This window comes from Filimonas lacunae, from assembly GCF_002355595.1.
GTDB lineage: Bacteria > Bacteroidota > Bacteroidia > Chitinophagales > Chitinophagaceae > Filimonas > Filimonas lacunae.
Genome location: NZ_AP017422.1, coordinates 142,780 through 167,889 on the forward strand (window position 1 = coordinate 142,780; position 25,110 = coordinate 167,889).

A 25,110-nucleotide genomic window follows, 5' to 3' on the forward strand; every position below is an offset into this window, starting at 1 on the left:
AAGTCAAAAAGCAACCTGCAAATGTCGAAAAGTATGTGCGGCTGTTTACAGTTTATTGTTATTGTCCTTTACAACGTGCAATACCTGCTTTGGCGCGCTGGTCGAGTGAGTCTTTGTACTCATGATCTTCCATATCAAGGCATTGCTGGAAAAAAGTGATGGCCATTGCTTTTTTACCCTGGCGTTCGTAAATATAACCTATTTGCAGGGCGGCGCGGGCTGCATAATATTCTGTACGGCCACTGCCCAGTTTAATGGCTGCCAGGTAAGCCTGTATAGCCTCGTTGTCTTTACCTACATCATCGTAAATACGGGCAACACGGTAGGCGAATTCCAGCTTTTCTTCTATCTGCGTAAAGCTTTCCGATGACTTACCGTTGAGTAATGCCAGGGCTTCTTTATTATAACCGCCATCGTTTAATAGCCGCACTTTCAGTAGCACGGAGTTAGGCCATTTGTTTTCTTTGGCGTCTTTCTCAGCTTTTTTATCCGCATCCGTTTCTGTACTGCCTTTTTTCAATATGTTCTGACGTGCTGCTTCGGCGGCTTGCTTATTGCCCAGCAGGTAGTAGCACCAGCTGAGTTTTTCGTACACATCTTTTACATAGAACTTGCCTTTAAAGTTGTGTTGAAAAGCTTCGAAATGCGATACGGCTTCCTGCAAATCGAGGTGGCGCATGTAAGCATAGCCCAGTTCAAAATCCCAGGCCTGGGTGGCCAGGTATTCGGGCGACTGATTACGGTTAAGCACGATGTTTTTGCCGAAGTCCGTTTTTTTATTGTTGATGCTGAGGTTGGCGGCCAGGTAGGTAAAAAGGTGGTTGTTTACTACGTCCAGCTTCTTTTGTATAATGAACTGAGCTACATCGTCTGGTTTGTTTTCGATGTAGTACACCAGGTAGCAGTAATAAAAGGCGGCTTCATTGAAGAAAATACCACACCATTTATCAGAGCCGTTGAGGAAGGTGCGCATTTTTTGCATACCATCTTTTACGGAGCCTTTCATACCAAACAGGTTTGCCAGCCATTTGTAGCCACTGGGTATGGTGCCTGCCGCAACTTCCAGCGGGCCGTAAATAAGATTGTTAGGGGCAAAATTGGGAAAGGCCTTGTTGTTGTCTTTGATTAGCCCGAATGCATGTTTGAATGTCCAGCCGGCACTCCAGCGTTCGCCAAACTTGATGGCTACGGTGGCCTTTTGCAGGGATACTACAGCCTGGCTGTATTTGTAAAAGGGGGAAGAGCTGGGGCCTTCGGCCAGTTTATCCAGGCGTTCGGAAAAGTGTGGTTTACGTACTTCGTATTCCTGGGGATCTTCATTAAAGAAGAGAATAAAAAAATCAATATAGCTTTCCAGGTAATCGGCTACCAGGTTATCGGGGTTTTCTTTTCTCACTTCGTTGATCCACTGCTGCCCGCTGGCCAGTTTTAAACTGGTGATGTCGGCATAAGCTTTCTCGCAGGTGGCATTGAAGTCAAATACCTTTTCTGCTTTACAGCTGTTGCTGAGGGCTGTTGTAAGTAGTAATACCGCGATAAAAACTGTTAGCGTACGTATCATCATTTTCCGAAAATAAATAAGGGTACTTTGAGAAGTACCCTTAACAACAAATTTTATGCTGTATTTATGATTTATTTTACTTCTACTGCATTATTCAGATCGTCATCTACTAATATACGTCCGCAGTTTTCGCAAACCATCACTTTCTTACGCTGGCGAATTTCGCTTTGTTTCTGAGGAGGAATAGCGTTGAAGCAACCGCCACAAGCATCTCTTTCTACAGGAACAACAGCCAGGCCATTGCGGTAGCTTTTACGGATACGGTCGTAAGAATACAGTAAACGATCGTCCATGCCTTTGCGGGCCTGATCAGCTTCCTGTCTGAAGTGTGTTTCCTCTTTTTCAGTGTCTGCAATAATCTTTTGCAGTTCCCCTTTTTTGTGATTGAGGGTGCCGTCTTTAGTGGCAATTTGTTTTTTAGCGTACTCTAAGCCTTTAGCTTTATCAGCCAGCTCTTCGTTAGCGTCGCGAATATGTTTTTCAGCCAGCTTGCCTTCCAGCTGCTGCATTTCTATTTCTTTATTGATAGCTTCAAATTCGCGGTTGTTTTTAACGCTGGTGCTTTGTTTTTCGTACTTGGCTACCAGGGCTTCCGCGTCTTTAATGGCTTGCTTTTTTTGCTCAATAAATTCTGTGATGCCATTGATCTCTTCCTCAATACGTGTTTTGCGGCTGTTCAAACCGGTAATCTCATCCTCCAGGTCACTTACTTCCATAGGAAGCTCACCTTTCAGAATCTGGATTTCATCCAGTTTGCTGTCAATCTTCTGCAACCTTACCAGGGCTGAGAGTTTTTCTTCAACAGAATAATCTTTAACTGCTGCCATATTCAGATGTACGATTTTAAATGGGCGATTTGAGAAACTTAAATCTACGAAAAGTATTGAACCGGGTTGGTTTTCACTTTTGATTTAAGGACGGCAAAGGTAGGAAATTTTGTCAGCAAAATATCATATAGCAGGTCTATGGTAAATTGTTCACTTTCCCAATGGCCGATATCGGCAATGACCAGCCTGTTTTCGGCGTCGAAAAACTCATGGTATTTTACATCGGCAGTGACATATACATCAGCGCCGGCGGCAATGGCCTTCCGGGTTAAAAAGCTGCCGGCTCCACCACAAAGGGCAACGGTTTTTACCTGTTTTTGGAGAAGGGGTGTATGTCTTATTACTTGTAAACCAAATGCTTGCTTCAGTTTTTCGAGAAAGGCTGTTTCCGAAAGTGGTGCAGATAATTCACCTACCAAGCCACTGCCTACCTGCTGGTAATCGTTTTGAAGGGCTACCACGTCATAGGCAACTTCTTCGTAAGGATGCGCTTTCAGGAGCGCATTTACCACCGCTTTTTTCAGATAAGCAGGAAATATTACTTCTATTTTTAATTCAGCTTCTGTGTGGCGGGTGCCGGGCTGCCCTGCAAAAGGTTGTGTAGAGTCGTCTCCTTTGAATGTGCCGTTGCCGGAAGCACTAAAACTGCATTCGCTGTAGTGACCAATATGGCCGGCGCCTGCTGCAAATAAAGCTTCTTTTACCTGTTCGGCCTGTGCTACCGGAACAAAGGTGTACAGTTTCATCAACAAGCCCGGTTTGGGATCAAGTATGCGGCAGTTGGTAAGTGCTAACTGACTGGCTATACGCTGGTTAACCCCGTTTATTACATTATCAAGGTTGGTATGGATGGCGTAAATAGCTACCTGGTTACGAATGGCTGCTATTACAGTTCTTTCTACATAATTATTGCCATTGAGCTTTTTGAGTCCGCCGAAAATGACAGGGTGATGGGCTACCACCAGGTTGCAACCTTTTTCTACCGCTTCGGCTATCACCGCTTCGGTTACATCCAGGGTGCAGATAATGCCGGTGCATTCTTCTGTGGCATTGCCGGTGAGCAGGCCACAGTTATCGTATCCTTCCTGGTAAGAGGGAGGCGCAACATTTTCGAGCGTTTGTATAATGGCGGCTATTTTCATGGCCACAAACCTACGAATTCAGGAGGGATGCAAAAAAAAGTGAGCGAAATAGCTACTGCTGTATTTTTGGCGTATGCAACAACCGGAATACCTGATTTATAACGGTGTACTACAACAAGCCGGACAAGGATTTATTTCGCCCGATTATCGGGGATTTAAATTCGGAGATGGTTTGTTTGAAACAATGAAGCTGGTAAATGGCGAACTGGCGTTGAAGCAGTTTCATTTTGAGCGTTTGTTTGCCTCTATGCTGCAGTTAGGGTTTGTTGTGCCGGATTTTTTTACACCTTCCTATCTTGATAGCCTGGTTAAACAGCTGGCTGTTGCCAATGGACATTGGCAGCATGCACGGGTGCGGGTAACTGTTTTCAGGGGAGAGGGAGGTTTGTATGGTGTGGTGGACCATTTGCCACATACTATTATTCAAACCTGGGAGCAGCCACCTGCCACCGGTTTGAATGAGCATGGGTTGGTCGTGGGTATTTTTAGGGATGCAGTAAAAGCGGCAGATCGTTTTTCTTCCATTAAAAGCAGCAATTATCAATGTTATGCGCTGGCCGCCATGTGGGCCAATGAACAGCAACTGGACGACGCTTTATTATTAAATGCCTGGGGCCGGGTAGCTGACGCTACTATTGCCAATGTGTTTGTAGTGCATGAGGGGGTAGTGAAAACGCCGCCACTGGATGAAGGCGGTATTAATGGTGTAATGCGGCGTTATTTGTTAGCAGCGATACGTGGAGAGGGACGGCAGGTACAGGAAGTGCCGGTTACAGAAGAGATATTGGCAGAAGCCAGCGAGCTTTTTTTAACGAATGCCCTATCAGGGATCCGGTGGGTAAAATCGCTGGGGAATAATACGTATCAGCGTCATTTATCTACATTATTGTATAATCAATCGATAAATGCGCGATTATGGTAAAGAAGGTTTATTTTTATAGCTCACCCCTATTCTGAGGTTTTATGAGTAAAATTTTAATTTGTTTGATGCTCATTCTTATGGCTTCCGGCGCTGTTGCGCAGGCGCCTAAAGTGGTGGCGGATTGCACAATTACATTCAATGTAAACATTGCCAACTCTGACGGAACTGCTGAGCATGCTACTAAAACTTTATATCTGAAGGGGAGCGAAACTCGTTCTGACCTGGTAAGTCCTACTTTCCAGCAAACTACCTTTTATGATGGCAAAAAAGAAGAAGCTGTTATTTTAAGAGAGCTGGGGGGTAATAAATATATGAGCCGGTTAAATGCAGCCCAATGGAAAGAACAGAACAAAAGATATGAGGGCATGCAGGTGACTTTGGGCAACGAAACCAAAACAATACTAGGCTATGAATGCAAAAAGGCCGAAGTAAAACTGAAAGACGGCAGCGTATTAAATATGTTCTATGCTGTAGCCATTACACCTTCCGTTAGCGAAAATACTTACCAGTTTAAGGGCATTCCAGGTTTTGTGCTGGAATATGAATCACAAACTGAAAAGGGGAATAAGATCTCTTTTTCTGCTACTGTTATTAATTTAAGCCCTGTTCCCGCTTCTAAATTTCAAATTCCTACTACAGGTTATCGCATCTTATAATTTATGGGATAAAGCAGACCGAAGTTTACTACCTCTGACATATTGATAGGGGAGCTTGTCTTATTCATCGGAATAAATGAAACGAAGAATTTACACCGGTGCAGCAACATTTTACACCGGTGCAAAATGTTGCGCAACAAGTGCCGGAATAATTTACACAAGTACCCGGAGATTTTGTACAAGTACAAAATGATGCGTAACAAATGCCGGAAGAATTTGTACCAGTACCCGGAATGTTTGCACAAGTGCAAAATGTTAGGGCACAAGTACCGGAAGAGTGAGTAAAAGTACCCGAAGATTTTGTACAGGTACAAAATGATGCGTAACAAATGCCGGAAGAATTTGTACTAGTACCCGGAATGTTTGCACAAGTGCAAAATATTAGGGCACAAGTACTGGAAAAGTGATTAAAAGTATCTGATGAAATTGTATAAGTACAAAGTGATGCGCAACAGATGCCGGAAGAATTTGTACTAGTACCCGGAATGTTTGTACAAGTGCAAAATGTTAGGGCAATAGTGCCGGAAGAGTGGGTAAAAGTATCCGGAGAAATTGCACAAGTAATGTCACTGCTGTAACAAAAGCCTGATAAAGAGGAAATTATCTGAAGGTAGGCGTAGTAGGCGTTTTAAACTTAGGAACCTTTACTTTGTATTTATAAGGATACACATAAGTAGTGTTACCTCTTTCCAGACGAATAACAGAATTAGTCTGAATCTGGTTGTTGTCCAGTTTTTGTGAAGTTAATTCCTGGGTGCCGCTAAAGGTTAAACCAGAAGGGCGTAAGCCTGAAATGGAGTAAGACCGGGAATATTTGCTCAGATTTTTGAGACTGAATTTGTCCAGTCTGTCATCAGAGGAGCCGGTGGAAGAGGCAAATGACATGCGCGCAGCACCAAACACCAATAAGGCGGTGAGAAATAAGATATGTGCATGTTGCTTAGTCATGGTACTGCAAATTTAGTGAAAATCTAAATTATTTAACAACTTTTTCTTGGATTTGTTAAAAAAGACCAAATTATAAAAAGTGACTACCAAAATTGGAAAGTTGTACTATTTCTCTTACTTTTCAGTAACCGTAGGCGTATGAGAGAGCATCCTTACAGTGAAGATAGAGAAGAAATAAACGAGTTGTTGGTACAATACGAAAACCTGAAAACTGGCAGAGGCCATTCTTTTTTGGAAGAAGAAGCCTTTGAGCGCATTATCGACTACTTTGATGAACGGGATGATTTACCCGGTGCATTGGAGGCAGCAGAAACAGGTTTAGAGTATTTTCCGTATTCCTCGCAGCTGCTGATTAAAAAAGCAGACATATTACTGGCAACCCGCAAATACCACGAAGCCCTTGAGGTGCTTGAGCATGCCGAGTTGTTCGACTCACAGGATATTAACCTTTTCATTTTAAAAACTGACGCATACCTGGCGCTGGATCAGCAGGAGAAAGCAGTACAACTGCTGGAAGATGCCTTACAGCTGTTTACAGGGGAAGAGCGTATTGACCTGCTTTTTGAATTGTCGGATGTGTACGACGATTACGAAGAGTTTGACAAAGTGTTTGATTGTTTGAAAATGATATTGCAGGAAGAGCCGGGTAATGAGGAAGCGTTATACAAAATTTGTTTCTGGACCGACTTTACGGGAAGAAACGAAGAAAGCATAAAACTGCATTTACAGATCATAGATGAACAACCTTTTAACGAGCTGGCCTGGTTTAACCTGGCCGCCAGTTACCAGGGAATAAAACTATACGAAAAGGCTATTGATGCCTATCAATACGCCATTGTTATAGACGAAAAATTTGATTACGCTTATCGTAACATGGGCGATGCCTATATACGGTTGCGCAAATACAAAGAAGCTATAGAAGCGTTGGAGAAAGTGCTGGAGCTTACCAGGCCGGAAGAAGTGATATACGAGGCCATAGGCCATTGTTATCACAGGCTGGGAAATTTTGCACAGGCGAGAATTCATTATCGCAAGGCTTCACACATGAATCCGGAAGACAGCAAACTGTATTATAAAATTGCCGCTACTTATATAAGTGAGCAGCAGTGGGACAATGCTGTAAAGAACCTTGATTCTGCTATGCGTTTGCAGAAATCAGTGCCAGAGTACAACCTCGCTATGGGGCAATGTAAAATGGAGCAGGAAAAATATAAAGAAGCTATTCAGTATTTCAGTGTAGTAATACGCAGCAAAGCAAAGAATGTAGCGGGCTGGGAAGCACTGATACGTTGTTTGTTTAAAGCTGGTTTTTATGAAGAAGTGCTGGAGCAGTGCCGTGCTGCTTTGAAAGCCACAGACGAAAAGCCGCTCTTTTATTTTTATGCCTGCGCCGGTTATTTTTCACTGGGTATGCCTAAAGAAGCTTTATTGTATTTAGAGCATGGCATGGAAAAAGCACCTAAGCTGGTAAAGAAAATACTGGAGTTAATGCCGGCTATGTTACAGAACAATCAGGTGGTAGATTTGATTGCACGCTACAAAAAAGGCCACAAAATTTAACATTCACAGGAAATTAGGACATACGTTTTTTTCTAATGTACCTCATTTGAGGTGCGTTTCCTATTTTTGCAGCCTTCAATGAACGTTATGATGAATTTCTCTTTAACGCAAATGCCGGATAGGAACGTTAAGCCAAGGATTGATGGAGTGACGATGGTGATGGACAAGGGTCTTAGCATTAATGAAGTACATAATTTCCTAAGCGTTGCGTTACCTCATGTTGATATTATTAAGCTTGGATTTGGCACCTCTTTCGTTACCCCTAATCTTAGGGAGAAAATTGAAGTATACCAATCTTACAATCTGCCTATTTACTTTGGCGGCACCTTGTTTGAAGCCTTTCTGATCAGAAATCAATTTGAAGATTATATTAAGGTTTGCCAGGATTATAATATCCAGTATGTAGAAGTGAGTGATGGTTCTATTACTATCCCTCATGCTGAGAAATGCGGTTATATCGAAAAACTGACCAAATACTTTACCGTATTAAGTGAAGTGGGTAGTAAAGATGCCGCACATATCATACCTCCTTATAAGTGGATTGAACAAATGAGCGCAGAACTGGAAGCCGGAGCTTCCTATGTAATTGCCGAAGCGCGTGAAGCGGGTAACGTAGGCATTTACAGGGGCAGTGGAGAAGTGCGTGAAGGGCTGGTGCAGGAAATTCTTACCCAAATCCCTGGTGAGAAAATTTTATGGGAAGCGCCACAGAAATCACAGCAATTATACTTCCTGGAACTGTTGGGTTGTAATGTAAACCTGGGTAACATTGCCCCGCACGAAGTTATTGCGCTGGAAGCTATGCGTATAGGCCTGCGTGGCGATACATTTAATTTATATCTTGATCAACTAACAACTGCTAAGAAATAATGAGAACATTTGGCATATTGGGATATCCTTTAACCCATTCTTTTTCGCAAGGCTATTTCAGAGAGAAGTTTGAGAAGGAAGGTATTGCAGATGCTGAGTTTCAATTATTCTCTTATCCTGAAATAGCCAGCGTGCGCGACATACTGGCTACAGAAAAGAACCTGGAAGGTTTTTGCATTACTATTCCTCATAAAAAAAGCATTTTGTCTTTCCTGCACGAAACTTCTGAAGTAGTGCAGGATATGGGCGCCTGTAATTGCGTTCGTATTAAAGAGGGAAAGCTGATTGGATATAATACAGATGTGGTAGGGTTTGAGCAAAGTTTTGCGCCTTTATTACAGCCGCATCATCAGCAGGGATTAATTTTAGGTACCGGAGGGGCAGCTGCTGCGGTGGAATATATTTTAAAAAAGAGGGGCATTGCTTACAAATTTGTGTCACGCACAAAAACTGTAGATAATTTAACCTACGATGAATTATCTCCGGAAGTAATGGAAGCCTATACAGTAGTGGTGAATTGTACGCCATTAGGCACTTATCCTAATATAGAGCAGTATCCGGATATTCCTTACGCTCTTTTAACCGATCGTCATTATTTATACGACCTGGTATATAACCCGCCACTGACGCAGTTTCTGGCGAAAGGACAACAACAGGGGGCCGCTGTTAAAAACGGCCATGATATGTTGTTGATACAGGCAGAAGAGAACTGGAAAATATGGAACAGGTAATTCTAAGAAATTACCTGTTGATTGCCGGTTAACTTTTCAATGGCTTCTGTTGGTACGGCTGTTTTCTTCTTTTCAGCATAGTTGAAGCACGTCATCCCTGTTTTGGCTTTACCTGCCAGCTTGGTGCCATCAGGCGTAATCAATTCCAGTAAATAATAAATATCAAAGCCAAGTTTGTCAAAGCCGGTTGCGGCTACTGAAATACGAACAGCATCGCCGTAGCTGAGTTCGTGTTTGTATTCTATAGCAGAGTCGGTCATAATAAGGCTGGTATCTGCAAATTGTAATTCTGTGTAGCCATGTTGGTGCAGAAACTGCATCCTGGCTTCGTGAATGAGTGATAGAAATACATCATTGCCTACATGGCCGCCATAATTAAGATCGGTAATACGTATAGGTAGTTCTGTGGTAAAGGTGAACTGTTGGGGCAATTGTAACTTAATCCTGTCCATAGTGAGTGTGCTGCGTATATAAAAAAAGCCGTGGTTTATTGCTGCTGCAAAAATTGAATGAGTTTATCAGTGGCTTTACGTCTGTGGCTGAATACATTTTTTTCTTCCATAGTCATTTCTGCAAAGGTGGTGTTGCCGCCATCCGGTATAAACACAGGATCGTAACCAAAACCGGAAACGCCTTTTTGTTCAGCTATAATTTGTCCTTCGCAAATACCTTCAAATAAATATTCCTGGTTATTCCAGATTAAGGAAATAACAGTTCTGAAACGGGCCTTGCGGTTGGGTTGACCGGCCAGGTTGGTTAGCAGCTTATCTATGTTATCCTGTGTACTTCTGTCTTCTCCTGCGTAGCGGGCGCTTTTTACACCTGGTTCGCCATTCAGGGCAGCAACTTCAAGGCCGGTGTCTTCGCTAAAGCAGTTTTGTTGAGTAATTTGATGAATTACGGATGATTTTTCACTGGCATTCGCCTCCAGTGTAGGGTGTGGCTCAGGAATATCAATGTCGATGCCTGCTTCTTTTAATGTGATGATATTAAAACGGCTACCGGTTACCTTTTTTATCTCTTCTATCTTATGCTGATTGTTGGTAGCAAATACCAGTGTTACCTCACTCATATATTAAACATTTTTTTCAGACTTAACCAGAGTCTGCTTTTTTGCAATTTGGCATCTTCCGATGCTCCCAGCATGGTTTGCAGGGCAGGTGCGTATGTAAAAGTACAGTTATTGAATTGCTGTACCTGGTTGTAAGGAATGCTGAAAGGTAACTGCATGGTTTCGAGCGATACGTCGAACAGGATACAGCTGTTAATTTGCAAAAATTGCTGCAGGCGTGCGAACGGGTAGGGGTAGCGGGCATAATTCACTACCGCAATATCTGCCATGTTCAATTTACAGGCGTTTAATATGCCGGTAAGCAGCTGTAATACGTCATCGGCCAGATACACGTTATCAGGGTCATTTACCACCACCACCACGCCACGGGCATTACCACCTAATACCCATTTTTCGGGAGGGGTATCGGGCAGGGCAGCAGCAGGAGAACTAACCGGAACAGGCGTTTGTTTTGCCGGTACCGGAGTGTTTTTTTCCGTTGCTACACCCGCCTCGTCTGAGGCGATAAGTGTATCTTTGTAAATACCAGCCAATAAGGTAGGTGGTATCTGGAAACGTAAGCCTGACATAAGTATATTATTAACGGTTGTTAGTTTTCTTGTTAATTCGTTTATTTGCAACAAAAATAGTGTTATGATAGATGCTTTGGAAATACAGGTTACGAAGGTGGCCAAAAGTAAGCTGAACGACCTGAACCTGGAGAATATTCCTTTCGGTAAATATTTTACCGACCATATGCTGGAAGCTGAATATGCGGATGGTGAGTGGAAAACAGTAGAAATTAAGCCTTACCAGCCATTAACGCTGGACCCTTCTACTTCTGTGCTGCATTATGGTCAGGCGATATTTGAGGGCATTAAAGCATACAAAAACGATAATGGTGAGCCATTTATCTTCCGCCCTTACGACAATTTCAAGCGTTTTAACAAATCAGCTGTTCGTATGAACATGCCGGAAGTGCCGGAAGAAATTTTTATCGAAGGCATGCGCCAGCTGATTGATATTGAAAGTGACTGGATTCCTGCTTTGAAAGAACACTCCATGTATATCCGTCCGTTTATGATTTCAACAGACGCGATGCTGGGTGTAAAACCTTCTGAAACATATAAATTCCTGGTGATATTAAGCCCCGGTGGTCCTTACTATGCCCAACCGATGAAAATAGCGGTGGAAGAACAATATACACGTGCTGCTCCGGGTGGGGTAGGTTTTTCTAAAAATGCCGGTAACTACGGTGGAAGCATGAGAGCTGCTACGGATGCAAAAGCACAAGGTTACGACCAGGTGCTGTGGACTGACGCTGTAGAGCATAAGTGGTTACAGGAAGTGGGTATGATGAACGTGTTTTTTGTAATTGATAATGTAGTAGTGACTCCTTCTCTGGAAGAAGGTACTATTCTGGAAGGTGTTACCAGGGCTACTGCTATTACGTTAATGAAAGAAGCAGGTTACAAAGTAGAAGAAAGAAGAGTGAACATTGACGAGCTGGTAGAAGCCTACAAAGCCGGCAAGTTTACCGAAACTTTTGGTACAGGTACTGCTGCGGTAATTGCCCCTATCAGAGAATTGAAATACAAAGATTTTGTAATGGAGTTTGATATTAACAATTTCAAAATTTCTCCTGAGGTAAAAGCAACTTTAGCTTCTATTCGTGAAGGTAAAACTGCTGATACCCACAATTGGTTGTTTAAGATCTAAGTCTGATACTGCTAAAAGATAAAAAGCCGGTAGCAAATGTTGCCGGCTTTTGTTTTTATAATCTGCTATATACGAAAATCGACTACTGATTCGCCTGTGAAAAATTGTTCCTGCACTTCGGTCACCAGCAGCTTTTTCATATTCACCTCTGCAATTTCAGCTCTTTCAGATTGATTGGATAATATGTAAGCATGCTTTAATATTTTATATGACATCAGGCTAAAAAGTTGTATCTGGTGGTCGTTAGCCATATTGGAGGCCTTGTTAGCATAGGTAACACACCAGTTCATTTCTTTTCTTTTCTCATAATACCTGGCCCCCAGCAAGTATAACAACGTTTTGTTAAGGGAGTCTTCTTCCGGCAGCACCTCGGCATTATTAAGCAATACAGTTATTTCATTACCAGGTATTTCGTCAGTTGACTGGTACATTACTGATGCATATTTATGTACATAGTTGAGTAGTGTGGTTACATAGCCAGACGCTTCATGATTGTATTGTGGCAATATTTGTTGTATGGCTTCTGTAAAGTAAAACAGCTCTTTATAGGCATCCATGTACAGCATGCCATATACCGCTAATATAATATCCAGGTAGGCATGTGAATTATTTTCAGATAACGGCTGATAGATAGTATCTACAAACCTGTTAAGTATATGAGATAGCTGATCGCTTTTAATTTCATACCTGGCATAATCAAGCATTACCTCCATTATCTGTTGTGCAAACTGTACTTCCGGCGTTTCGTAGTGCCGGGCTATCTGGCGGTATTCGCGCAGGTAAGATTCAGCACGATAGGCTTTCAGGTGCAATATAGCATTCAGGAATAGCAGGGTAAGGGTACAATGTTTCCAGGTGGCCTGTTTGGAGAGATTGAACAGTACTACCAATAACTTGCTGTTAGGCGACCCGATATGTTCGTACAATAATCCTTTGTCAAAAAAGGTTTGTATGAAGTCGTTATTCACCAGCAGGTTTTGTATCAGTTTATTCTGATCGTGTGTACCATCTGATAATTCTACTAAAAATTCGAAATAGCGAAGCCGGTCTTTACCGGTAATATAAGAAGAGTTGAATATTTCCTGTAAGGCCTTACCATTATTCATGAAAAAGGAGTGCAGGATATACCATTTAATAATATTTTGTTTTGCCGACTGCAGGTATTCATTTTCATATACTTTGTTCACCAGATCGGTGTTAACGGTTTGGTTATTCCGTTTCATCAGGCTCCAGCTAATAAAATACTGTTCTACATATTTATTATGGAAACTAATGCTGCGTGGTTGTGGCAGGGAATTGCCATATTGGTTTTGTTCTGCAATGAAAAAGTCGTCGATCAGCTGGCTGTAGGCAGAAGAGGTAAGCACATCTTTAATTAACGCCCAGTCGGTATCTGCCTGTTCTTTATTGCCTTCCGCTATGGCAGAAACAATTTTGTCGATAATTTTTGACTTAATTGCCGCATGGGAATCGAACTGAAAATGGTGACGTGAGTTGGTGTCTATGATTTTATATATTAATGCTTCTTCAGTTTTGGGGCGCATTGATTTATCGGGCATCATGGTGAGCATAATGTCCAGGTAGCGTGGGTAAGACAATAGCTCCAGCAGATCGCCTGACAGGCTATCGGTTACCTGGCGTGCTGCATGGTGGGATGCCAGTATTTTCCTTATCTCGCCGGGAGATAGAGGAAGAGTATGGTGGATTACGTTTTCGTAAGGATAAGAATTATCTATAAACACACGGGAGTGGAAGAAGCTGGGGCTGAAATAAGCATGTACCAGTTTGGTCCAGGTAGAAGGGCGTAAAGCCAGGATTACTTTAACCCAACCGGTGGCGTTATTATAGTTAATGAATTCTATAATGTTTGCATATATTAGTTTCAGCTTATCTGCTGAGAAAGTTCTTTCATCAAACCCCTCAATAATAATAACCAGTTTATCTTCTTTCCTTTTAATGGCTTCGAGTGCTGTAATTTCTTCATGCAACAGGTTCAGGTCTTTGCTAAACCATTCAGATATAGGATGTTTTTGTAAAGCAACTGTTTGTGCTTGTTGTATGTTTATAAAACAGCATATATCATTGGGGAAGATAGGGGAGCTTCCCAGCCATAATTTTAAAGCGGTGTGGGCAAGACCAATAGACTTGCCAAAGCCGGCAGGAGCCACTATAGGGGCTATTGACTGGCTGGTAAGCATAAATTTTTTAATAAAGGCGGTTAGCTCTTCCCTGTGCAGGGTTTCGGCAAACGGAATGCCTGAACTGTTTTTGATAGCCTGAACAGTATAACGTGAATATTTGGAACTGGTGTTTTTAAGATTCTCCCATTTGTTGGGATTGTCTACCACCGTAGTGGTAGCTATAGCGGGCATGGTACTTTTATAAAATACATCCCAGTTGGGATGACCCAGGTATTCGGCCAGTGTATCAAGCGTATAAATAGAAAAGTCAAAACTTCTCCTGGCAAATCCCAGCAGCCGCTTTAACGTTGTTTCACTTACCGTTTTACCGGTTTGGGCAAGAATATCGTTTGACAGGGCTTTGCACTCTGCCGGTGTGATGCTTTTCTTCCCAAATCTTGACAAAACCTTATTCACCAATGAGTTAATAACTTCATCTTCAATGAATGTTCTCATGCAATTAAGGCTTCCCTAGGTTTGAATTGGATTTGATGTTTTCGTTCACACAAAGAAAAAAGATAAATGAATATATAGATAATCCTGAACAAAATGAACAGGATTAGAAAAAGATAAAATTGTGAACAGGATGACTCTAGTGAATATAATGAATAATTTTAATTTCTCTATGATTTTACATTTGTTACAGATTTCATAAAAACGCCCTGTTTTAAAACGCCGTATTAAAACGTATTAAAATAGGCTTTAAGGGAAATCTGATGCTTGCTGATTTCAATAGAACAGATGTATTGCGCTGCGCTTTTGAAGTAAAGAAACGTCTCCCATTTAAAATCCAATATGCCCGTAACGGCTTCTGTTCAGTATGTGAACTGCCTGAACAGAACCTGGCTGTCAAGTTCGATTGAATATCCAATATTTTCTGAATGCCTCTGTATGCAAGGCTATGCCTGGCATGAACAGAACTCTAAAAGAAATATTAATTCACGGAATATGATGAAGCTTTACACCGGGCGGATGAGGTCTTACTTAAAAACTTTCGCAATTCCCTTGCTGTTTTTCTGTTCATTTTATATGAACAGGGTAAGCGCCCAGCGGGTTTATGCCAATCAGGTTACTATTGGCACCGCAGCGTCGGATCATGTAACCAACCCTACCAATGCTATCAGTAGCTCTGAAACTTCTTTTGCCCAGCTAAACTCCTATGGAGGGGTAGCTGTAGGCTTAGGGAGTTACCAGGGAACGCTGGAGCTGAAATTTCCAACAACAGTAGGTGCAGGTGTTACTACTTATGTGCGTATTAACACAGATACCGGTTTGTTGAAATCGTTGTTAGGAGGCAGCTTAGGTAATTTACTGGCCAACGTGCTGGGTACTGTGGTACTCGGCAATCACTATTTTAATATACAGGCGCGTAACGGAGCTACGGCGGTATTAAGTGGCGCCAGCAGTACTCCGTTTTCTGCCGACAACCTGAAACTTGTTCAGGATGTGAACGGATATTATTACATAGCGTTAACGCCTGCAGCCGCCTATGACAGAATTTATATCCAGGATGTAACCAATGCGGTATTACTGGGTACCAGCAACAGTACGCAGGTGTACTATGCCTTTTATAATGCATCAGGCAGCTCTGATCCTTGTGTACAAGGCTTTGCTACTTCCTTTGATGGTTCAGGATTAAGCCTGGATGCTTTACAATTAGGTAATGCGGGAGTACGCGATCCTAAGAACATAATAGATACAGATACTACCAATTATTCTGAACTGGGTTTAGGGGCGCTGGCGGTAGCAGGTTCTATCAGCCAGGATGTTTATTTTGATAACCTTTCTAAGGCAGATGATGAGTTTCATTTGCAGGTACAATCTTCTCCTGCGTTATTAAATGTAGGGCTGGCTAATAATATTACTGTCAATTCTTATAATGGAACAACACTGGTTTCTACCCAGCAATTAAATACTTTACTGGGATTAGATTTAGTGGGGCTTTTAAACAGTGGACAGAAAACACCTTTTATAATAAGGCCAGGTCAGCCTGTAAACAGGATTCGACTAACCTTCTCTTCTTTGCTGAATGCGAATCTTACGCAAACTATCCGCTACTACGGAGCTATCCGCACAGCGGGTAAGCCTACGTTTGGTGGAAGCCAATCACAGAATTATACTATATGTACCGGTGGTTCGGTGGGATTGAATGCCACTACTTCCACAGGTAATGAAATACGCTGGTATGCTGATTCTACCAGCCCGACCCCATTATTTACAACTTCATCTGGTGCTACTTATAATACGGGTGCTTTAAGTGCCACGCGTTCTTATTTTGTAGCAGCGGCTAAAATAGGTTGTACTTATGAAAGTGAGCGGGTAAGAGTGACTGTAACAGTGAAAACGATTCCGCTTGATCCTGTTGTGCCTGCAGTGCAACCTGTGTGTACAGGCAGGACAGCTACCTTTGCTGTAACAAATCCGGAAACGGGCGTTACTTACAGATGGTACACTGGTGCTACCGGCGGAGCTGTATTGGACTCGGGTGTAAGCTTTGTAACTCCATTATTAACAGACAGTACTACTTTTTATGTAGAAGCATCTAATGGTACGTGTACCAATACTAATGGCAGAACTGCTGTATTGGTGCCTGTGAGCAAGTTGCCTTTAGTGGCTAACCCCACACCTTTAACCAGGCAAATCTGTTCAGGCAGAACCACCTCTTTTGCGATACAAAATCCGGAAACGGGGGTTGTGTATAACTGGTATGATGCAGCTACCGGCGGAAACCTGTTATTTACGGGTACTAATTTTGTAACGCCACAGCTGGCTGCCAGCACCAATTATTATGTAGAAGCTGTAAACGCAAGTGGTTGTACAAATGGTGCACGTATTCAATTGAGTGTGACTGTGCAGCCTTCGCCTTCTACACCAATACTGGTAGATCCTGTTGCAAATGTTAATCCTGGCAGTGCTGCCACATTTACTATAGACGGACCGATAGATGGTCTTGCTTATAATTGGTATGATTCGGCTGCGGGTGGTACCTTATTACATACAGGAACCAGCTATACTACGCCAGCGCTTTCCAATAGTGCCAGCTTTTATGTAGAAGCGGCTGATCCTGGCGGATGTAGCAGTTTAACCCGTGCCATGGTTACTGTGAATGTGGTGAATGATGTAGTGTGTGGTTATGCTACTTCACAATCAACACAAAATCAGTCTTTGTGCTTATTATGTGCTGTTACCAATGGGGATAATGCCATTGGTGCTGACCTCGGCAGTTATTCTACTATTTCCACTACAGTTGGTGTAGGTGGTTTTGGCCAGCTATTCAAGTTCGGTAACACGGGATATCCGGGAGATAGTATTAGTGTAATACTGGAAGTGCCTGGTCAATTATTAAGTGCAACGCTGTTAGGAGGGATTGCTATTCAAACCTATAGTGGCAATAATGCTAATGGTGACTTAGTATTCCTGGATAGTGCTGTTGCGAGTGCGCAATTACTGGGTACTGGTGGTAGTGGTAAAATTAAAGTAACGGTACCAGCTAAAAACTCTTTTGACGGTGTAGCTGTTACACTGGCCGGAGTGAGTGCTGTTGGTCAGTTGAGGATATATGCTGTTCAAACCTATGCCGGTACTCCTTTACTGGCTCCACAATCGGTGCTTGCACATGCAGGTACACAAAGCGGACCGGTTACTACGGGTGTTTGTGTGGGTTGTAGTATTACAGATCCTTTGCTGGCTGTTGATGGCGACACTACTACTCATTCCACTATTACTGCTACGGTTGGGGTTGCTGCTACTGTTGGCCAGGTGCTGAAATTCTCTGGTAATTACAGTGCAGGTGATAGCATACAAATTGACCTGGAAGTGCCTTCCCAGGTATTAGGCGCGCAGGTGCTGGGGGCTATTTCATTAGAAACTTACACAGGTAATGTTGCTAATGGCGACGCTACTGTAGCTAATTCAGGTTTGGTAAAAGCACAGTTATTAGGATTAGGTGGAGGAAGGTTCAGATTGAAGCTGGCTGCACCGCATTCCTTTAATGGAATAGCTGTAGTGCTGAATGGTGTGGCAAACGTGCTTTCTAACTTATATGTATATGATGCGGCGGTGTTCTCTTCCCGCCAGAATATAGTAAATGTATGTACCGGTTCTTCGGCAGTTCTTACTGTGAACAGCCCTGTAAATGCCACTATTAACTGGTATACTACAGCGGCGGGTGGTTCTCCTGTATTTACCGGAACTACTTATACTACTCCTCCTGTAACAACTCCAACAACTTATTATATAGAGTCTTCACGCTATGGTTGCGTGAATGTGAATAGAACGCAGGTGAATGTTGTTCCCAATACCATTCCGGATAATCCGACCCTGAATGCTACTTCTGTGAGCATTTGTAGCGGAGATTCTGCGAAATTGTATGTGACAGCGCCTGTTGGAATGCTGATTAAATGGTATACTACTGCCAGTGGCGGTACCCCTGTGTATACAGGCGATACCCTGGTAACCCCTGCATTAACGGCTAACACCAGTTATTATGTGGAAAGCGTTAATAATGGCTGTAGCAGTACCGGACGCGCTACTGCTGTAGTGACTGTAAATGCAGCGCCTGCTGATGTGGCTGTAACGCCACCGTCGGCAGTTATTGGCAGTGGACAAACTGCCAGCTTTGTAGCCAGCTCTTCTACGCCTAATACAACCTTTAGCTGGTATGCAGTTGCAACAGGTGGTACTCCGGCGTTTACAGGTCCAAACTTTACAACGCCTGCATTAACTGCTTCCACCAATTATTATTTAGGTGCAGGCGGTGCCAATACCTGTAGTTTAGCTACACGCCTGGTAGTTCCGGTTACAGTATTTACCGGTTCGGGAGTTCCGGTACCTTGTGATGTAGCAACTACGCAAACTACTGCTGTGGGCGGTTTGTGTGTGCTGTGTTCTGTTGATTCCGCTGCACTTGCCGTGGATAATGACGCCAGCACCTCTTCTGAGCTGCATGTGATAGCTGGTTTAACCAATGCTTATGTTCAACAAACATTAGGTTTCCCATTCACTGGCGATGCGGGTGATACGGTGGCCATTCATGTTACTTTCCCTGTAGGTTTAACTGACATCAGTGTGGTGTCGTCTTTACAGGTAGCCAGCTATAATGGCGCTACTTATAATAATGACAGAACCACTGTTGCCAATAATGGCTTAGTACAACTACAGCTACTGTCTGGCGATACTAATGGTATCATTAAGTTTGTGCCAACCCAGGTATTTGACAGAGTGGAGTTGAGAATGAACTCAGGCCTTGCTACCTTATTAAGTGCTGTGCATGTTGGATATGCACAACGTATTAAGGCAGGACCTATTGTGAATGCGGATACTGTAGCTATTTGTGCAGGCCAGCAGGCTACTTTAATAGCCAGCAGCCCTGCTAATACTACATTTAAATGGTATAGCGACTCTACAGGCGGTACTCTTTTAATAGTGGGCGCTACTTATATTACTCCTGCATTAACGGATACTACTATATACTATGCAGAATCTGTAAGTAATACAGGTTGTGCTGCTCTTGTTCGTAAGCCGGTAGTAGTGAATGTGATTCCTGCTCCTGGCGCTCCGGCTGTAACAGACTCTACGGTAACAACCTGTGCGGGTGTACCTGCTACACTTTCTGTGCAAAATCCACAGGCTGGCATTACCTATAGCTGGTATAGTAACAGTACCGGAGGTACGGCTATATTTACCGGATCAAGCTTCACTACCCCTGCATTAAGTGCAGATACAGTTTACTATGTAGGCGCCAGCAATGGTACCGGTTGTATCAGTGCTACACGTTCAATGGTTACTGTAGTGGTAAATGCCGGATTACAAGCTCCTGTTGTAGCCAGTGATTCAGTAGCATCCTGCTCAGGAAATGCTACGGTATTGAGTGTACAAAATCCACAGGGCTCATTTACTTATAATTGGTATAATGTACCTGTTGGCGGTGCGGTATTAGCAACCGGAGCAAGCTTTACTACTCCGGCTATTACTGGCGATACTACTTTCTATGTAGAAGCGGTAGGTGGCACTAATTGCGTAAGCCCACGTACCGGTGTTGCTGTAACGTTGAGTCAGCCACCGGCTGCACCTGTGGTTACGGTGAATGCACCAGGTGCGGTGATACAGGCTGGACAAAGTGCTTCTATTACGGCTACTTCTGCTACTGCCGGTGTAACCTTTAACTGGTTCCTGCAGCCTTCCGGTGGTACTGCTGTGTTTACTGGCGCTACTTATAATACACCGCCTTTAACAGCTACTACTACCTATTATGTAGAGGCCGTGCTGGCTGGTGCTGCATGTTCTACTTCTACCAGAACTGCGGTTACCATTACTGTAAATCCAGGTGTGAACCTGGCTTGTGACGCTGCTACCAGTGAAACCAATACAGTAGATGGATTATGTATAGGATGTGGCATTACGAATGCTGGCGGTGCGGTGGATACAGATACCGCTACAGCTTCTACTTTAAATATTGCAGTTGGCCTGGTGAATGCTTATGCTGAACAGATACTGAAATTCCCATCTGTAAGCACGGCTGGCGATACGGTTGCTATTTTGCTGGAAGGTCCGCCAACAGTATTAGCGGCGGATATTCTGAGTGGTATACAAATACAGTCGTACAACGGCGCTACTCCTAATGGCGATGCTGTCTCTTTAAATAATGGATTAATTCATATACAACTGCTTGGACTGGGAGCAGGTGGTAAGTTTATTGCGAAGTTTGTGCCTGCCCAGCCATTTGATGGTATACAGGTAAGAGCTACCAGTGGGCTGGTAAGTGCGTTAACCAGTGTTAATATTTATTATACAACCCGGTTAATTGCTCCTCCGGTGTTAACCAGCAATAATCCGGTTGCCATATGTAGCGGCGGTACTACAACATTGACCGCAACTGCTTCTCCTAATGCCACTATTGAATGGTATACGAATGGAGTATCAGGAGATTCCCTGGTGGCTACCGGAGCTTCTTATACAACGCCTGCATTAGCCAACACGGCCATTTACTATGCGCAGGCCAGGAGAACCTCTACCAATTGTCCTAACCTTAACCGTGTGCAGGTTGCTGTGCTGGTAAATGCTGCACCGCAAACGCCTGTGGCTGCTAACGATACAGTACAGGTGTGCGCTGGTAAAACAGCGGTATTAACGCTGAATGGTGCACAAACGGGTGTTACTTATAACTGGTATAACGCCAGTGGTGTGTTGGGAGGAACCGGAACCAGCTTTACTACACCGGCTCTTTCTACTTCTACGTTCTATAGTGTAGAGGCGGTGAATACCGGTTCAACCTGTGTAAGTACGAACAGGGATACTGTGAATGTTACAGTGAATACATTGCCGGTTTCAAGAGGAATTGTGGGAACCAATGACAGTACTGTTGTTTGTTCCGGATCGGCAACTTTACAAATATTAAATCCGGATGCGGGGGTAACTTATAACTGGTATAATGTGGCCAATGGTGGCAGTATTGTATTTAGTGGTACTACCTTCCAGACACCGGTGTTGACAGCAACCACTGTTTACTATATTGAAGCTGTGAATGCAGCTGGTTGTAGCACAGGCGCCAGAACAGCGGCTACTGTGGTGGTGAACCCTGTATTGCCACCGCCAACTGTAGTAAGCAATAATGTATCTGTATGTAGCGGATCTGCTGCTACCCTCCAGGTGCAGAATGCACAAACCGGCGCAATTTACAGATGGTACGATGCGCCTGTAGGCGGTAATGCTTTGTTTGATGGTGCTACTTTTGTAACACCGGCGTTAACTGCCAATACTTCTTATTTTGTAGAAGTAATCAGCGCTGCCGGATGTACTGGTAGCAGTCGCACACAGGTTACTGTTACTGTTAACGCCCAGCCGGCAACTCCAACGCTGGCAAATGTGAATGTAGCTATTTGCGCAGGTAATGCGGCCAGCTTCCAGGTGCAGAATGTAACCGGAGGTATAACCTACAAATGGTATGATTCTGCCACAGGTGGTAACCTGTTATTTACAGGAGCCAGCTTTACCACTCCAACACTTGCTATAGGCGCTACTTATTATGTAGAGGCCACCAACAGTGCTGGTTGTGCAAGTGTGGCCAGGGCAACTGCTGTGGTAAATGTGACTCCTGCACCTGTAACTCCTGTTATTAATGGTAACGGATCTTCTGTATGTTCAGGCGGAACCGTTGCACTTTCTGTTCAAACTCCACAACAAAATGTAACCTATAACTGGTATGATGCCGGTGGTACTTTAGTAGCAGTGGGAACCACTTATACTACAGCACCATTAACTACAGCAACTGTTTATTCTGTAGATGCCGTATCGGCTGCTGGCTGTAGCGCTCCTGTTCGTGCGGTGGTTACTATTATGGTAAATACAACGCCGGCTGCTCCGGTGATTGCAGGAGCTACCAACCCGGTATGTTCTGGTAACAGCGCTGTGTTAAGTGTACAAACTCCACAGGCGGGTACTGTATATAACTGGTACGATGCACCTACAGCTGGTAACCTGCTGTTCAGCGGCACCAGCATTACTACTCCGGGATTAACTACTGGTGTTACCTATTATGTAGGAGCTGCTAATGGCGGCTGTACCAGTGGATCACGTACACAGGTGACCGTGACTGTGAATACACGTCCGGCAGATGCTGTGATTGATGCAGCCGGTACTAATATCTGTGCAGGTAATCCTACTACGTTAACTGTCAATAATGTTCAGCCAGGATTAAGCTATAGCTGGTATACTGCCAGCAGTGGCGGCAACCTGGTTACTACGGGTTCTTCTTATACCACTCCTGTATTGAATGCAAGTGTTACTTACTATGTAGAGGTAACTAATGGTACCTGTACAGGTAACGCACGGACTACGGTGAATGTAACTGTATCTCAGTCGCCTTCTGCTCCTGCAGTTACCGGAACCAGTATTTGTTCGGGAAGCCAGGCTACTTTAACCATAGCCTCACCACAAACTGGTATTATTTACCGCTGGTACGATGCAGCGGCTGGTGGTAATCTGTTAATGGAAGGAACTACTTATGTGACTTCTGCCATATCTGCCAATACTACTTTCTATGTTGAAAGCAGCAGTGCCGCAGGTTGCGCAGCAAGCATCCGTACGGCGGTTCCTGTAACAGTGAATACACAGCCTGTTACCCCTGTTCTGGTAAATAGCGGCGTAGTAACCTGCTCGGGCAGTACGGCTACCTTGAGCATTCAAACTCCACAACCTGGTATTGCTTATTTGTGGTACGATGCTGCCACAGGTGGTAACCTGGTGTTTAGTGGCAGTACGTTTGTTACACCTGCCCTTACCACTAATACCAACTATTATGTAGAGGCCAGCAGCGGCACAGGATGTTCCAGTGCAACAAGGGCTGCGGCTACTGTGCAGGTAAGTAATGTGTTACAACCACCTACTGTTTCTGCAACAGGAACTACAGCTTGTATAGGCCAGTCTACCACTTTACAGGTAGAAAATGCGCAAACGGATCTCACTTACAGATGGTATACAGCGGGTAGCGGAGGATTATTACTGGCAACAGGATCTTCTTATACAACGCTTCCGCTGGCAGCAAACGCTACTTATTTTGTAGAAGTGAGCAATGCAACCTGTACAGCAAGTTCACGTACACAAGTGAACGTAACTGTGGTTGCACCGCCTTCTGCACCGGTGATAGCTGCTACGGGACGTACCATTTGTGCAGGTACTCCGGCTACTTTAAGTGTACAAAGTCCTGATTCGAGATATGTATATAACTGGTATGATTTACCGGCAGGTGGTAATCTGCTGTTTACTGGTAATACTTATGCTACCAATGTGCTTAACAACAGCACCAGCTACTATGTGGAAACAGCTGTTAATGCTGGCTGTGTAAGCACCACACGTGCAACAGTAGCTGTAACTGTAAATGCAGTTCCGGATGCGCCGGCCGTAGTGTCTGATAATGTGGTTGTTTGTTCGGGTAGTGCTGCAACGTTGCAGGTACAAAATCCGGTATCCGGATATACTTACAACTGGTATAGTACAGCTGCTGGTGGTGCTGTACTGTTTACAGGCGCTAATTATGTGCTTAATAATATCACTTCGGGTACAGTGTATTATGTAGAGGCGGTAAATGCTTCTTCTTGTGCAAGCAGTACACGCTCTACTGTAAACGTAACCGTTTCTGCTGCTCCGGCCGCTCCGGCGATTGCCAATAGCACGCCTGCGGTATGTTCAGGAAGTATGGTAACGCTTACTGCTTCTTCTTCTGTGCCAGGTGCAGTATATAACTGGTATAACAGTGCTAACAGCAATACGGTAATATTTACCGGCAGCACTTTTGCAACAGGGGCTATTACATCTGATACTACTTTCTATGTAGCAGTATCCAATGCCGGTGGCTGCGCCAGTACGGACAGAGGCCAGACTACGGTTACCATTTATCGTCCATTGGCTGCACCTGTAGTAACAGTAGATTCTGTTACATCAGCGTCAGTGACCTTTAAGTGGAATGCGGTAGCAGGAGCTATTGGTTATGAGGTGACGCTGGATGGTGTAACCTTTACTACTCCAAACGGTAATAATGGCTTATCTCATACCATCGGAGGCTTACAGCCAAACCAGGAAGTATCTATCCAGGTGAGAGCTATAGGAGCACAGGTATGTCAAACAAGCAGCCTGTCTGCTAAGGTTAGCGGTACAGCTACCAATCCGTTAGGTAACAGCGTGTTTATTCCGAATGTGTTTACACCTAATAATGATGGTAAGAATGATTACTTCACCGCGTTAAGCAATAACATAGCAACCCTGGAAATGTGGATTTATAGCCAGTGGGGCGAGCTGATATATCATACCCAGGACAGAACGGGCTGGAATGGTATGGCGGGTGGACAGCTACAGCCTGTAGGGGTGTATGTATACATTTTCAAAATTAAACTGTTGGATGGTACCACTATTGACAGAAAAGGTTCTGTGAGCCTGGTACGTTAAAAATA

15 protein-coding genes are annotated in these 25,110 nt (G+C 43.7%); 7 read left to right on the forward strand and 8 right to left on the reverse strand.

What is annotated here, in order from left to right:
* Positions 1–58: 58 nt before the first annotated feature.
* The 3 genes from FLA_RS00525 to FLA_RS00535 all read right to left on the reverse strand — a co-directional run bounded on the left by FLA_RS00525 (position 59) and on the right by FLA_RS00535 (position 3,530).
* On the reverse strand, positions 59–1,564 hold the full coding sequence (locus FLA_RS00525; RefSeq protein ID WP_231940372.1) for a tetratricopeptide repeat protein: 1,506 nt from the start codon (positions 1,562–1,564) through the stop codon (positions 59–61).
* Between the two features lie 68 nt (positions 1,565–1,632).
* A complete protein-coding gene (locus FLA_RS00530) occupies positions 1,633–2,388 on the reverse strand; it encodes a zinc ribbon domain-containing protein (protein ID WP_076379490.1) in 756 nt (251 codons plus the stop codon).
* 44 nt (positions 2,389–2,432) lie between these two features.
* Positions 2,433–3,530: a Nif3-like dinuclear metal center hexameric protein gene (locus tag FLA_RS00535; RefSeq protein ID WP_076379489.1), complete on the reverse strand. Its 1,098-nt coding sequence runs from the start codon at positions 3,528–3,530 to the stop codon at positions 2,433–2,435.
* 73 nt (positions 3,531–3,603) lie between these two features.
* Between FLA_RS00535 and FLA_RS00540 the strand changes: the two genes are divergently transcribed.
* Positions 3,604–4,452: an aminotransferase class IV gene (locus FLA_RS00540; protein WP_076379488.1), complete on the forward strand. Its 849-nt coding sequence runs from the start codon at positions 3,604–3,606 to the stop codon at positions 4,450–4,452.
* A 62-nt stretch (positions 4,453–4,514) separates the two neighbouring features.
* Positions 4,515–5,108, forward strand: coding sequence for a hypothetical protein (locus FLA_RS00545; protein ID WP_144264041.1), 594 nt, complete (start codon positions 4,515–4,517; stop codon positions 5,106–5,108).
* A gap of 600 nt (positions 5,109–5,708) precedes the next feature.
* Here FLA_RS00545 and FLA_RS00550 read toward each other — a convergent pair.
* Positions 5,709–6,056, reverse strand: coding sequence for a hypothetical protein (locus FLA_RS00550; RefSeq protein WP_076379486.1), 348 nt, complete (start codon positions 6,054–6,056; stop codon positions 5,709–5,711).
* 138 nt (positions 6,057–6,194) lie between these two features.
* Between FLA_RS00550 and FLA_RS00555 the strand changes: the two genes are divergently transcribed.
* From FLA_RS00555 to FLA_RS00565, 3 genes are all read left to right on the forward strand, one after another.
* Positions 6,195–7,616: a tetratricopeptide repeat protein gene (locus FLA_RS00555; protein ID WP_076379485.1), complete on the forward strand. Its 1,422-nt coding sequence runs from the start codon at positions 6,195–6,197 to the stop codon at positions 7,614–7,616.
* A 90-nt stretch (positions 7,617–7,706) separates the two neighbouring features.
* Positions 7,707–8,486: a phosphosulfolactate synthase gene (locus FLA_RS00560; RefSeq protein WP_076379814.1), complete on the forward strand. Its 780-nt coding sequence runs from the start codon at positions 7,707–7,709 to the stop codon at positions 8,484–8,486.
* Positions 8,486–9,217 (forward strand): shikimate dehydrogenase family protein, encoded by a 732-nt coding sequence (locus tag FLA_RS00565; protein ID WP_076379484.1) that lies wholly within the window; start codon positions 8,486–8,488, stop codon positions 9,215–9,217. Before FLA_RS00560 ends, FLA_RS00565 begins: the two co-directional genes overlap by 1 nt.
* Before the next feature lie 2 nt (positions 9,218–9,219).
* Here the strand turns inward: FLA_RS00565 and FLA_RS00570 are convergent, their stop codons facing one another.
* Genes FLA_RS00570 through FLA_RS00580 form a run of 3 tightly spaced genes read right to left on the reverse strand, consistent with a single transcriptional unit; the run spans position 9,220 to position 10,858 of the window.
* The gene (locus FLA_RS00570) at positions 9,220–9,669 is read right to left on the reverse strand and encodes an acyl-CoA thioesterase (RefSeq protein ID WP_076379483.1); all 450 of its coding nucleotides are present in this window, start codon (positions 9,667–9,669) and stop codon (positions 9,220–9,222) included.
* Positions 9,670–9,704: 35 nt separating this feature from the next.
* Entirely contained in the window at positions 9,705–10,289 is a 585-nt protein-coding gene (gene rdgB, locus FLA_RS00575; protein WP_076379482.1) for an RdgB/HAM1 family non-canonical purine NTP pyrophosphatase, read from the reverse strand.
* Positions 10,286–10,858, reverse strand: coding sequence for a hypothetical protein (locus tag FLA_RS00580; RefSeq protein ID WP_076379481.1), 573 nt, complete (start codon positions 10,856–10,858; stop codon positions 10,286–10,288). Before FLA_RS00580 ends, rdgB begins: the two co-directional genes overlap by 4 nt.
* 64 nt (positions 10,859–10,922) lie before the next feature.
* Between FLA_RS00580 and FLA_RS00585 the strand changes: the two genes are divergently transcribed.
* Positions 10,923–11,987 (forward strand): branched-chain amino acid aminotransferase, encoded by a 1,065-nt coding sequence (locus FLA_RS00585; RefSeq protein WP_076379480.1) that lies wholly within the window; start codon positions 10,923–10,925, stop codon positions 11,985–11,987.
* Positions 11,988–12,052: 65 nt separating this feature from the next.
* Here the strand turns inward: FLA_RS00585 and FLA_RS00590 are convergent, their stop codons facing one another.
* Complete coding sequence (locus tag FLA_RS00590; RefSeq protein WP_076379479.1) at positions 12,053–14,623, reverse strand: NACHT domain-containing protein; 2,571 nt, start codon at positions 14,621–14,623, stop codon at positions 12,053–12,055.
* Positions 14,624–15,115: 492 nt separating this feature from the next.
* On the opposite strand from FLA_RS00590, the gene FLA_RS00595 reads away from it, so the two are divergent.
* A complete protein-coding gene (locus FLA_RS00595; protein ID WP_144264040.1) occupies positions 15,116–25,105 on the forward strand; it encodes an Ig-like domain-containing protein in 9,990 nt (3,329 codons plus the stop codon).
* The last annotated feature ends 5 nt before the right edge of the window (positions 25,106–25,110 follow it).

Bases quoted from the DNA above. Each gene is read 5' to 3' on its own strand.
- rdgB (WP_076379482.1), bottom strand. From the start codon at position 10,289: ATGAGTGAGGTAACACTGGTATTTGCTACCAACAATCAGCATAAGATA.
- FLA_RS00590 (WP_076379479.1), bottom strand. From the start codon at position 14,623: ATGAGAACATTCATTGAAGATGAAGTTATTAACTCATTGGTGAATAAG.
- FLA_RS00570 (WP_076379483.1), bottom strand. From the start codon at position 9,669: ATGGACAGGATTAAGTTACAATTGCCCCAACAGTTCACCTTTACCACA.
- FLA_RS00555 (WP_076379485.1), top strand. From the start codon at position 6,195: ATGAGAGAGCATCCTTACAGTGAAGATAGAGAAGAAATAAACGAGTTG.
- FLA_RS00585 (WP_076379480.1), top strand. From the start codon at position 10,923: ATGATAGATGCTTTGGAAATACAGGTTACGAAGGTGGCCAAAAGTAAG.
- FLA_RS00525 (WP_231940372.1), bottom strand. From the start codon at position 1,564: ATGATGATACGTACGCTAACAGTTTTTATCGCGGTATTACTACTTACA.
- FLA_RS00530 (WP_076379490.1), bottom strand. From the start codon at position 2,388: ATGGCAGCAGTTAAAGATTATTCTGTTGAAGAAAAACTCTCAGCCCTG.
- FLA_RS00550 (WP_076379486.1), bottom strand. From the start codon at position 6,056: ATGACTAAGCAACATGCACATATCTTATTTCTCACCGCCTTATTGGTG.
- FLA_RS00560 (WP_076379814.1), top strand. From the start codon at position 7,707: ATGAATTTCTCTTTAACGCAAATGCCGGATAGGAACGTTAAGCCAAGG.
- FLA_RS00580 (WP_076379481.1), bottom strand. From the start codon at position 10,858: ATGTCAGGCTTACGTTTCCAGATACCACCTACCTTATTGGCTGGTATT.
- FLA_RS00535 (WP_076379489.1), bottom strand. From the start codon at position 3,530: ATGAAAATAGCCGCCATTATACAAACGCTCGAAAATGTTGCGCCTCCC.
- FLA_RS00595 (WP_144264040.1), top strand. From the start codon at position 15,116: ATGATGAAGCTTTACACCGGGCGGATGAGGTCTTACTTAAAAACTTTC.
- FLA_RS00540 (WP_076379488.1), top strand. From the start codon at position 3,604: ATGCAACAACCGGAATACCTGATTTATAACGGTGTACTACAACAAGCC.
- FLA_RS00565 (WP_076379484.1), top strand. From the start codon at position 8,486: ATGAGAACATTTGGCATATTGGGATATCCTTTAACCCATTCTTTTTCG.